13 protein-coding genes and 1 tRNA gene are annotated in these 9,788 nt (G+C 51.6%); 4 read left to right on the top strand and 10 right to left on the bottom strand.

The genetic code is table 11. The features are described from left to right. Positions 1 to 193 precede the first annotated feature (193 nt). Together LBJ25_08600 and LBJ25_08595 are read left to right on the top strand one after the other, a co-directional pair. Complete coding sequence (locus tag LBJ25_08600; protein MDR1454013.1) at positions 194 to 406, top strand: hypothetical protein; 213 nt, start codon at positions 194 to 196, stop codon at positions 404 to 406. Positions 407 to 413: 7 nt separating this feature from the next. Next, complete coding sequence (locus tag LBJ25_08595) at positions 414 to 818, top strand: PIN domain-containing protein (protein MDR1454012.1); 405 nt, start codon at positions 414 to 416, stop codon at positions 816 to 818. Positions 819 to 943: 125 nt separating this feature from the next. On the opposite strand, the gene LBJ25_08590 is transcribed toward LBJ25_08595, so the two are convergent. Genes LBJ25_08590 through LBJ25_08580 form a run of 3 tightly spaced genes read right to left on the bottom strand, consistent with a single transcriptional unit; the run spans position 944 to position 2,314 of the window. Beyond that, positions 944 to 1,396, bottom strand: a complete 453-nt coding sequence (locus tag LBJ25_08590) for a hypothetical protein (GenBank protein ID MDR1454011.1) — start codon at positions 1,394 to 1,396, stop codon at positions 944 to 946. Beyond that, complete coding sequence (locus LBJ25_08585; protein ID MDR1454010.1) at positions 1,389 to 1,685, bottom strand: nucleotidyltransferase domain-containing protein; 297 nt, start codon at positions 1,683 to 1,685, stop codon at positions 1,389 to 1,391. The genes LBJ25_08590 and LBJ25_08585 overlap by 8 nt, the downstream gene beginning before the upstream one ends. Before the next feature lie 26 nt (positions 1,686 to 1,711). Next, a complete protein-coding gene (locus tag LBJ25_08580) occupies positions 1,712 to 2,314 on the bottom strand; it encodes a LexA family transcriptional regulator (GenBank protein ID MDR1454009.1) in 603 nt (200 codons plus the stop codon). Between the two features lie 263 nt (positions 2,315 to 2,577). Here LBJ25_08580 and LBJ25_08575 point away from each other — a divergent pair, with 263 nt between their 5' ends. Both LBJ25_08575 and LBJ25_08570 read left to right on the top strand, forming a co-directional pair. Continuing rightward, positions 2,578 to 2,820, top strand: a complete 243-nt coding sequence (locus tag LBJ25_08575; GenBank protein MDR1454008.1) for a hypothetical protein — start codon at positions 2,578 to 2,580, stop codon at positions 2,818 to 2,820. Between the two features lie 77 nt (positions 2,821 to 2,897). Further along, positions 2,898 to 3,539, top strand: coding sequence for a hemolysin III family protein (locus LBJ25_08570; protein MDR1454007.1), 642 nt, complete (start codon positions 2,898 to 2,900; stop codon positions 3,537 to 3,539). Here LBJ25_08570 and LBJ25_08565 read toward each other — a convergent pair. The 7 genes from LBJ25_08565 to LBJ25_08535 all read right to left on the bottom strand — a co-directional run. Continuing rightward, positions 3,534 to 3,929, bottom strand: coding sequence for a putative toxin-antitoxin system toxin component, PIN family (locus LBJ25_08565; GenBank protein MDR1454006.1), 396 nt, complete (start codon positions 3,927 to 3,929; stop codon positions 3,534 to 3,536). The two genes, LBJ25_08570 and LBJ25_08565, sit on opposite strands and share 6 nt — an antisense overlap. Before the next feature lie 2 nt (positions 3,930 to 3,931). Continuing rightward, positions 3,932 to 4,210: a type II toxin-antitoxin system Phd/YefM family antitoxin gene (locus LBJ25_08560; GenBank protein MDR1454005.1), complete on the bottom strand. Its 279-nt coding sequence runs from the start codon at positions 4,208 to 4,210 to the stop codon at positions 3,932 to 3,934. Between the two features lie 56 nt (positions 4,211 to 4,266). Then, entirely contained in the window at positions 4,267 to 7,059 is a 2,793-nt protein-coding gene (locus tag LBJ25_08555) for a DEAD/DEAH box helicase (GenBank protein ID MDR1454004.1), read from the bottom strand. A gap of 30 nt (positions 7,060 to 7,089) precedes the next feature. Next, positions 7,090 to 7,944 (bottom strand): tyrosine recombinase, encoded by an 855-nt coding sequence (locus LBJ25_08550; GenBank protein MDR1454003.1) that lies wholly within the window; start codon positions 7,942 to 7,944, stop codon positions 7,090 to 7,092. Beyond that, complete coding sequence (locus tag LBJ25_08545) at positions 7,922 to 9,034, bottom strand: M20/M25/M40 family metallo-hydrolase (GenBank protein MDR1454002.1); 1,113 nt, start codon at positions 9,032 to 9,034, stop codon at positions 7,922 to 7,924. Before LBJ25_08545 ends, LBJ25_08550 begins: the two co-directional genes overlap by 23 nt. 340 nt (positions 9,035 to 9,374) lie before the next feature. Continuing rightward, positions 9,375 to 9,449 (bottom strand) — tRNA-Cys (locus LBJ25_08540). A 96-nt stretch (positions 9,450 to 9,545) separates the two neighbouring features. Continuing rightward, positions 9,546 to 9,788: hypothetical protein (locus LBJ25_08535; protein MDR1454001.1), on the bottom strand; the 243-nt coding region annotated here is incomplete at its 5' end.

The following is a 9,788-nucleotide window of genomic DNA, read 5'->3' as shown; positions in this document are numbered from 1 at the left end:
TTTCATAACGCGCCTCCGGCAACATGCTAAAATGTTTATCTGTTACAATAAGATATCGTAACCTACCGGAATTCGTTGCAAGCCAGCGCACTCCGTTCGGTCAGGAACAGCCCCAACGCCAGTTGGCAACAAATACCGGATATTCCCTCTGGAAAATGTTATAATATTAAAGCATTTTAATTGGAGGCATTTTATGGTGGAAATTATTTTGCGCCTAAACGAAGATAGTAATTTAGAAAAACTTTTAATGTTGCTAAAACCCAATATTGGGCAGGTATCGGTGAAGCCGCTACCTAAAAATGGTCAGCCAGTGGTGTCCAGCAACATTAAAGGAAAGTATCAGGGAATTTTTTCCACTCATAAATATTTCGTCCAGAAACAAAAGGATAAAGTTCTGGAGCTTTAATTAAATCATGCTGTACATCCTGGATGCTTGCGCCTTAATCGCTTACCTAACCAATGAGCCAGGCGCTGACTTCGTAGAGACCGTACTATCTTCAGCTCAATCCAATCCAGTAATAATGCATAAACTAAATTTACTGGAAGTTTATTACGGATTTTACAAAGATTGTGGAAAAGAAAAAGCAGCCGAAATGCTGCAAGATGTGCAAAAACTCAACATCAGAATTATTAGCGATATTTCAGATGAACTGATTTTAGCCGCAGGCCGTTTGAAAGCAACATATAAGATATCCCTGGCGGATGCGGTTTGCCTGGCTCAAGCTGGTCTTGCCGAGGCAACTATTGTAAGTTCTGATCATCATGAGTTTGACATAATAGACAAAAATGAGCCATTAAATTTTGCCTGGCTACGTTAGCGTTAATATCGCCTCTTTAAAAAATCGTTGCGTGACGCGCTAAAACTTATAACTCAGCACACCCTTGACCACGCCCTCGATGCGGAAATCCGCGGCGGCGCTCATAAAAACAGTGTTATGCACAATCAGTTACTTGTTATGAACGAATTTATATCTTCTTTTAAAATACCCCACAATTTCTCTGCGCCGTTCACCAGATCTTCCATTTCTACCCATTTCAACTTAAAACCATAAGCATGTCTGACAAAATGGCGAAACTTCAAAAATTCACTTAATGTTTCTTTGATTTCTCCTCTAAAAATTGCCGGACTGGCAGCTGTCGGTTCAAACGCTCGTTCAAACAATTTTCTATGCCATTTTTCGCCTTCAGGAATATTTAAATTTTCCTGTTTTATAATCAGCAACAGTATATTTTCTATACCATTATAAAAAGAATGCAGGCACAGCGCGGCGGCAGACATTTCCATAAAATCCGGCGTTTTTGTTCTGCACAAAATCAACAATGGCTCCGCTTCATTCAAGAGGCGGTTTATCTGTTCCATTTCAAATTCTATTTTCTTTTGCAGTCCGTTATTCAATTCTAACCACCTCGCCCAGAGAATCTAACAGGGCATAAAAATCTTTATTTTCATCAAAATCTATCAGATCAACCTCTCCAGCCAGGCTGCCGTCAAGTTTGGCATAGACTTTAAAAAATTTTTTCTCCGGCAAACCTGATACACCAATATCTATATCTGAATTTTTACGAAATTTCCCCGTAACCAATGACCCAAACAAATAAACAGCCCTGCAGCCTTCATCTTTGAGCAAAGCGGCGGCAGTTTGGACATCTTGGCGATATTGCGCTGGCAATTGTTCGATATTCATATTTCCATTTTAACATAATTTATCAGCTAAAACTTATAACTCAGCACACCCTTGACCACGCCCTCGATGCGGAAATCCGCGGCGGCGGTGAATGGCGCGTATTTTTCGCTATGGAGCGAGGAAAGCACCACCTGTCTTTTGTCTCTCTGGTACTTTTTGATCAAAGCCTCGCCGTCATTGACGCAGACCACTACTTCGCCGCTGTCCGCTGTTTTGGTCTGGCGCACAAAAACCAGATCGCCGCTGCTAATCTTGGGCAGCATCGAGTCGCCGCGCGCTTTGACCAGAAACATTTCGTTCACGGGGAAACGGATCAACTCCGAAGAAATAGCGATCTTATCGAGTGGATTGCCGTCAAGGATCGAGCCTCTGGGGCCGCACTGCGCCAGCCCGTACAGCGGCAGATAAGTGATGCGCACGCCGTCCTCGTCATCGGTCACGGAATAATTGCGCGGATTGGCCGGGTCGCGCTTGAGCAGGCCTTTTTTCTCCAGCTGCTTGATGTGGTGCGCCACCACGCTTGTCGAGCTCAAACCTAACTCGTCCTGCAGCTCGCGGATAGTCAGCGGATTGTTTTGCGAACGTTTGAGCAGCGCCAGCAATTCCTCTTGTATCTTATGCAGTTTCATAGCACAAATCGTAGCACAAAACACTTGACAGAACAAGAGAATTGTTCTAGTATCTGTTCTAGTTGAGCTTAGCAAGCCAGCGATGCTGGCGAAGTTAAGCGAAACCCACAAGCAGACGAAGTCTGCGACGTGTGAAGAGCTTCACCAATGCGGTGGAGCAAGACCCACAAGGCCGCTTTGCGGCCGACGTGCGCCATTCAGCGAAAAAAATCCCTTTTAGGCCGGCCGCCCCCGAGCCGGCCTTGAGGGAAAAGGAGGGGAAAATGAATAGAACAAAATTTGACGCTTCGATAATTCTGGGTTGCAAGGGATTGAATGTTTTCCGGCGTTTCAACACGGTGAATATCTCTTCCTGTGACAGTTTAAAAAATGTGCGTTCCTGTCTGCAGAGCGGACGCTCGGTGCGTATCTCTTTTGACGGCGCGCTGGAGCAGGTCAAGTCCAGATACCTCAACTATCTGCACGGCCTGTCCTGTTATTTCGGCGCGGAGCTGCTGGAAAGGTAAATTATGGGAGACGCTGGCCGGCATAGAAAAACTCTGCGGTCAGCCGTCGCCCGCCATTTCATGTTATGATGCCGATTATGACGCTTAAAGAACCGCTCAATGGCCTTTTGCACCTGTTTGGCGCAGTTTTAGCTGTGCCGGCCACGGCGTTACTGATACTTAAAAGTATCGCTTCGGGACAGGATGTTATTTGGAAAATCGTCGGATTTTCGATTTTTGGCCTCACGCTTTTTCTACTTTACTTTTGGAGCACAATGTATCACTGGCTGCCGCAAAACGCGGGCGGCAAAAATCAGGTTTTCCGCAAATTTGACCATCTGTCCATTTACGCGCTGATCGCCGGCACGTACACGCCGTTTTGCCTGATCACGCTGCGCGGCGCGTGGGGCTGGACGCTGTTCGGGCTGGTCTGGGGACTGGCGGTAGTGTTCATCACTCTGCAAGCAATATTCATCGATCTACCGCGCTGGCTGACCACGATGGTTTATGTGCTCATGGGCTGGCTGATCATTATCGCCGTGCGGCCGCTGCTGGCCAATCTCGACCCCGGCGCTTTGCCGCCGCTGATCGGCGGCGGCGTGGTGTACTCGCTGGGCGGCGCGGTGTATTCGCTCAAGAAACCCAATTTATTTAAACACTTTGGCTATCATGAATTGTGGCACGTTATGGTGCTGGCCGGCTCGGCGCTGCATTTTTGGACAATGCTATTGTACCTATAGCTCGTAACTTTCCCGCAAATAATCTCTCGGCGCGACGATGCGTTTTTCTTGAGGAAAATGTTTGAGATTGCCGGTCACCAGATAGTCTGCCGCGCCGCTTTTATATATTTCGTAAAATTTTCTGTCCGTCTCATCAGGCAGTTTTGCCTTTTGCGGCTCAGCGTTGACAAATTCTCCCGCGGAATTCAGATAAGCGAGGAGATCCGCGATCGCTGCCTGCGGGAAATCAAATTCAATACGGCGCAAAACGGTTTCATATTCCGCCAAAACACGGTTGTCATACAATAAAATCACTTTGCCGCTCAAGACCAAAGCTAAAACCCGTGCCGGCGCGCCGTTAGGATTGATCAACGCTGAGACAATAACGTTGGTGTCCAAAACAATTTTCATTGCTATCTTTGCCGCGCGGCGCGGATCAGCCGGTTAAGCATTTTCAACGGCATTTTATCATTGCCCAGTTTCACAGAATGCCGTTGCATAACATTTACGGCATCCAGAGCTTTGGCGCGGCGCACCGCGGCCACGGTGTTCTCCAGAGTCGCGTCGTTCAAAGGTGTCAAAAGCGCTATCGGTTTGCCGTTATTGGTGATGATCATTTCCTGCTCCGCTGGCAAATCCCGCCAGATACTCGCCGAGCTAGTCCGAAAATCCCTAACCGCAACAAACCGCATAAAAACTCCTCATTAACTATGATACACTATCGTCACACATTTGTCTACAAGATATTTTAAAACCACTCCCGCGCTTTGGCTAAAATCTCGGCCTGCGTGGCTTTGATGATCTCGCACTCCGGGATAGAACGCAAAAAAGCCCCGCCGTAATTTTTAGTCCAGACCCGTTCATCGAGAATAGTGATAATACCGCGGTCTTTTTTACTGCGGATCAGCCGCCCGACGCCCTGCTTGAAACGGATCACCGCCTGCGGCAGCGCACATTCAAAGAACGGTTTGCCGCCGCGCTCGGCAACCACCTCGCTGCGCGCCTCGGTCACCGGCTCGGTCGGCACGGCAAAAGGCAGCTTAAAGATCGCCACCACCGACAGCGCGTCACCCTGAATATCCACGCCTTCCCAGAAGGAGCTGGTGCCGAAAAGCGCTGTGCGTTTATTGCCGCGCAGGCGGTTGAGCAGCGCGCGGCGCGAGCCGTGCGTTTTTTGACAATAGGCCTGTATCCCGGCGTCGTCCGCCAGCGTTTTGAAATATCTGAATACCTGCTCCATCGAGCGGTAGCTGGTAAAAAGCGCCAGCATACGCCCCTCGGTGATCTCCGCCAGCTGCGCCAGATATTCCGCCGCGCGCAGCTGATGTTCTTTTTCGGTGGCCGCCGCGGCTTTTGGCTCGGCCGCACGCACGTCGCGCACCGGCAGCCCGTCTATATCCAGCTCCAATTGCGCGTCTTTTTTCCCCGCGCCGCCGAGGTCGGCCGGCAGCAAACAAAGCATCTTTTCTTGATAATCGAACGGCGAGCCAAGCTGCTTGCGGCGCAGTCTGTCTGTCTCCCGCACAAAACCAAAGCGTCCGGCAAAATAATCAAAAGAGTTATTGATCGTCAGCGTGGCGGAAACCATAATGACGGAATCCCGCTGCGTGAACAAATGCTCCTGCAGCAGCGCGCCGACATCGATCGGCGCGGCCTTGAGCAGGATGTCATAAGGCGCTTTGCCTTTTTGCAAAGCCAGCCAGGAGACATAATTGTCCGCGCCGGCGGCGACGATCTCGACTTTTTTCCATAATTCCTGCAAAGAATTTTTGGCGCTGCGCAGCGGCTGCGTGTCCGCGTCTTCCGGCAATTCGGCCAGATACTCGTCGACAGCTTTCTGCATTTTACGCAAATGTTTGGTCGTTTCCAGCCGCAGCATTTCCAGCGCCTGCCAGAGCGCCGGCCGTTTCTGCAGATCGCGGACTCGCAGCGCGCGTTCCTCACCCGGCACGGCGTACTCCCGCGCCACGCGCGACAATTCCTCAAAATATCCGTGCAGATTTTCCCGAAACTTCCCCGCCAGACCCAGGAATTCCGACCGGCGCACTTGCTGCTCAAGTTTTTTCACTTCGTCGGTACAAAAACCATAGCTGGCCTCCAAGGACCAGCTGTCCGTCGCCGCCTCTTCCAAAGTATGCGCTTCGTCAAAAATAATCTGCCGGTGCTTCGGCAGGAGCTGCCCGCCACCCAGTAGATCAGAAAAAACCAGCGCGTGATTGACCACGATCAGATCGGCAAATTTGGCCTGCCGCCGCGCGTGCTGCAAAAAACATTTGGCCCTGTCCGGACAGGCGTCACCCAGACAGGTCAGTCCTTCCGAACAAACTTGATAATGATATTTACGTTCAATACTGGTATGCAGCTCGGAGAGATCGCCCTGCGCGGTGGACACCAGCCAGGAAAACAACGGCAAAATTTTAGCAATATCTTTACTTTTGTTCAGGATCAGCTGCCGCGCCAATTCCTCAAAACGCCGCAGACAAACGTAATTTTGCCGGCCCTTCAGCACCATGATCTGGAACTGGTCGTCCGGAAAAAGTTTGAGCACCGCTGGAATATCTTTTTCGACCAGCTGATCCTGCAGAGTTTTAGTGCGCGTGGAAACCACCAGCGGGCCGCCGTTCCGCTTGAGCCAAAGCAGCGCGGAGATCAGATAGGCCGCGGATTTACCGCTGCCGGTGCCGGCCTCCAGCAGCAAATGCTCGCCGTTATTGAAAGCCGTGATTATTTCCGCGGCCATTTCCTGCTGCTGCGGCCGGTGCTCGTAATGCGGAAAATCTTTAAATTTGCCATCCGCCGCAAAGTATTCCGCCGCGAGATCCAGCTCCAGCGCGTCGGCAGTTTCTTTTTCCTGCAAATACAAAGATTTCTCGAAACGCTGTTTTTCACCGATCGCGTTTTTCCAGCCGCCAGCAGAACGTTCCGCCGGCTTGTCCTGCGCCAGCATTTCCAGCACGTCTTTTTCCACGCCCTGATAATCTTTCAGCAGCCGGCGCATTTGCTGAAAGACCGCGGGCGGCAGCGCGGCAATGGCTGCAAAACTTTTGAGCAAAAGCCTGGCCGTAGCTTCCGCGTCAGCCAGCGCGCGGTGCAGATGCGCGTCGGCTTCGATGTCGAGACTTTTGACCAGATCACCCAGCCGGTGCGAGGACTGCGCTGGAAAAGCGATCGCCACCATATCCTGCGTGTCCAAACACGGCCGACCCAGCGGCGGCTGATCCAAACGCGCCAAAGAATCGTCGATCAAACTCAAATCAAACTGCGCGTTGTGCGCGACAAACACCGCGTCGCCGACAAAATCCCGGAACTCGCCAGCAATCTCCCGAAAACGCGGCGCGTCCTTGACTGTCCGCGCGGTGATGCCGGTCAAATGTTGCACCACCGGCGGTATTTCATGGAACGGCTTGACGAGCTGGGAATAGCGGTCGGTCAGCTGGTAGCGGCCGTCTTTTTTCTGCAGACGCACCGCGCCGATCTCGATAATTTCGTTATTCGGCGGCTGCAAACTGGTGTTCTCTATATCGACAACTACAAAATCCATTTCGTCCTCCCCAATAAACAATTTACAGCATCACTGCCGCGGATGCGCGCTGGCGTAAACACGCCGCAAATGTTCGCGCGATACGGAAGTGTAGATCTGCGTTGTGGCAATATTGGCGTGGCCGAGTATTTCCTGCACAGTACGCACATCCGCGCCGTTCTCGATCAAATGCGTCGCCAGAGAATGGCGGAAAGTGTGCGGCGAGATATTTTTCAGCGTCCCGGCCTGCCGCGCCAAACGCTTCACGATCAGCCAGACCATTTGCCGCGTCAAGGCGCGTCCGTTGCGTGAAAGAAATAATTCCGGCGCGGGGTTTTTCAAACGCGCGCGGTCTTCCTCGATATAGGCTTTGGCCGCCGCCAGCGCGCGCGCGGACAAAGGCACGAGACGCTCTTTGGAGCCTTTGCCTTTGACTTTTAAAAAACATTCGGCAAAGTTTACCTCGGTTAATTTGATCTGCGCCAGCTCGCTCACCCGCACACCGGCAGAATACAGCAGCTCCAGCGCCGCGCGGTCGCGCGCGGACAGAGCGGCCGCCGCCAAAATCCGCGCGGTCTCTTTTTGCGACAAGACCCTGGGCAGGCGCGTCGGCAGTTTGGGCATAGCCAGTTCGGCGGCCGGATTTTGCGGAACAATGTCTTCCTGATACAAAAATTTATAAAAGGCCTTGACCGCCGCAAGTTTACGCGAGACCGAAGCATGGGCCAGGCCAGCCGGCAGTTCCTCGGCATATTTTTCCAAAGTCAGACGGTCTAAAGCCAGATAAGCGGGATACGTCCGGATAAAATGTTGCAAGTCATTGGCGTAAGCCTCGGCGGTCAGCGGCGAATAGCCGCGTTCGTAGAGCAGATAGTCCAAAAATCTAGCGACGTGCGGCGCGTTCATAAGCGCTAGCGGCCTGGATCAAGGCCAGTAAGTATTTGGGCAGCAAGATCAGATTGCGCAGCGTGATATACTCGCGCGTGGAATGGACGTTTTCCATGCCGATACCCAGGCCGACCGTGGGCACTCCGTAGCCAAAGATCAGCGCCGCGTCAGAACCACCGCCGGAAGCCACGACTTTGTGCGGCAAATTCATTTTTTGCGCGGCGGCGCGGGTGATCTTTACGATCGCCGAATCCGCCGGTTGATCGACGGCCTCGTATTCCCGCGCGCGCTTAATCTCCACCGAACCGCCCAATTTTTGCGCGGCGTTTTGAAAAGCGCTGAGCATAGAACGAATTTGTTTTTGCAGTTTTTGTTCATTACGGCTGCGCGCTTCGGCTTTGACCAGCGCTTCATCCGGCACGATATTATTGGCCGAGCCGCCCCGGATAATTCCGATATTCGCCGTGGTCTCGCTGTCGATACGGCCGCTCTTGATCCTGGCAATGGCCAGACCGGCGATTTTTATCGCATTCACACCGTCCTCGGGATTCAGCCCGGCGTGCGCCGATTTACCTCTGACCAAAAAATCCAAAATCTCCTGCGCGGGAGCCTGGTTGACCACCGTACCGACGTCGCCGTCACTGTCCAGCACAAAACAATAATCCGCCTTGACGTCCTCAAAACGCAAAGCCTTGGCGCCGCGTAAACCGATCTCCTCCTCGACGGTCAGAATAATCTTTATTTTGTGGAACAGAATTTTTTTCTCTTTGAGCAGGCGCAGCATTTCCAGTATGCCGGCCAGACCGGCTTTGTCATCCGCGCCCAGCACTGTATCTCCGCCGCTGACGATCCTGTCCCGCAAAATTTTTGGCTGAACATTATTGCCCGGCGTCACCGTGTCCAGATGCGCGTTAAAAAGAATAACCGGGCCGTTGACCTGCGCGCCGTTGACGGTCAAATGAATATTGCCTTTTTTATCCGCCGCCGGTCGGTAATCCAGCTGCCGCAGCTGGCCGAGCAAATATTTACGGATCGCCGCTTCGTTGCGCGAAGTGGAGTTGATCTTCACCAGCTCGATAAATGAATTAATGATCCGCTGCTCGGACATTTTTCCCCCAAAACAGGTCAATCTTAGCATATTTTAGATGAAAGGCGGACACGCTATATGTAGCGTATATACGCTACATCTGGTGTGTCCGGGCACAAATTGGCATATTCCTCGTTTGGAGGTGGCGGCCGGATTTGTGACCGAGCCTGAAATTCTCTACAGGCGAGGAAATACTGTCCGCTAACCAAGCGGACAGTGAACCGGCTTAAAACGGCAGACCGCTGCCTTACCACTTGGCGTAGCCGAACTTAACAAGGGCTTTAGCCCGAAGTTAAGTGAGGCCAACGAGCGCGAAGCGCGACGTTACGCCACCCTAATAATCATGGCTTTGGAACATTTTTGGAGGTGGCGGCCGGATTTGAACCGGCGCATAGCGGTTTTGCAGACCGCTGCCTTACCACTTGGCTACGCCACCCTAAAAATGGAATTCATTTTACAGCAAAATTAGCAGCTAAAGCAAACCGATTTATTCCAGCCGCATCCGCGTTCCTGCCCGCGCCAGTTTTTAAATTTAAGCTATTTTCATTATATAGATCACTGTGTAAAAAGCCGGCACTATGTCAAAAGCCTGGCCGCCGCTATTAAAAGCATCAATAGTTATTGTATGCGTATGTGACGTTGAGGTTTCTACAGAATTCGTCGCTATATTTCTAGGCGAAGCCATGCCTGTTTCAAAGAGGCCCATAGCATTAGCTCCTGAAAGGTATTTATCTGTACCGCCATATACACCAGCACAACTCTGTCCGATATTTTG

It is taken from the genome of Candidatus Margulisiibacteriota bacterium, assembly GCA_031268855.1.
Lineage (GTDB): Bacteria > Margulisbacteria > Termititenacia > Termititenacales > Termititenacaceae > Termititenax.
Note: the sequence above shows the minus strand (reverse complement) of the source record. Positions and strands in the feature narration are given on the sequence as shown.

What these genes read in the sequence shown, in the direction of transcription:
- LBJ25_08600 (MDR1454013.1), top strand. Translation starts at nt 194, where the DNA reads ATGGTGGAAATTATTTTGCGCCTAAACGAAGATAGTAATTTAGAAAAA.
- LBJ25_08595 (MDR1454012.1), top strand. Translation starts at nt 414, where the DNA reads ATGCTGTACATCCTGGATGCTTGCGCCTTAATCGCTTACCTAACCAAT.
- LBJ25_08585 (MDR1454010.1), bottom strand. Translation starts at nt 1,685, where the DNA reads ATGAATATCGAACAATTGCCAGCGCAATATCGCCAAGATGTCCAAACT.
- LBJ25_08580 (MDR1454009.1), bottom strand. Translation starts at nt 2,314, where the DNA reads ATGAAACTGCATAAGATACAAGAGGAATTGCTGGCGCTGCTCAAACGT.
- LBJ25_08575 (MDR1454008.1), top strand. Translation starts at nt 2,578, where the DNA reads ATGAATAGAACAAAATTTGACGCTTCGATAATTCTGGGTTGCAAGGGA.
- LBJ25_08570 (MDR1454007.1), top strand. Translation starts at nt 2,898, where the DNA reads ATGACGCTTAAAGAACCGCTCAATGGCCTTTTGCACCTGTTTGGCGCA.
- LBJ25_08565 (MDR1454006.1), bottom strand. Translation starts at nt 3,929, where the DNA reads ATGAAAATTGTTTTGGACACCAACGTTATTGTCTCAGCGTTGATCAAT.
- LBJ25_08560 (MDR1454005.1), bottom strand. Translation starts at nt 4,210, where the DNA reads ATGCGGTTTGTTGCGGTTAGGGATTTTCGGACTAGCTCGGCGAGTATC.
- LBJ25_08555 (MDR1454004.1), bottom strand. Translation starts at nt 7,059, where the DNA reads ATGGATTTTGTAGTTGTCGATATAGAGAACACCAGTTTGCAGCCGCCG.
- LBJ25_08550 (MDR1454003.1), bottom strand. Translation starts at nt 7,944, where the DNA reads ATGAACGCGCCGCACGTCGCTAGATTTTTGGACTATCTGCTCTACGAA.
- LBJ25_08545 (MDR1454002.1), bottom strand. Translation starts at nt 9,034, where the DNA reads ATGTCCGAGCAGCGGATCATTAATTCATTTATCGAGCTGGTGAAGATC.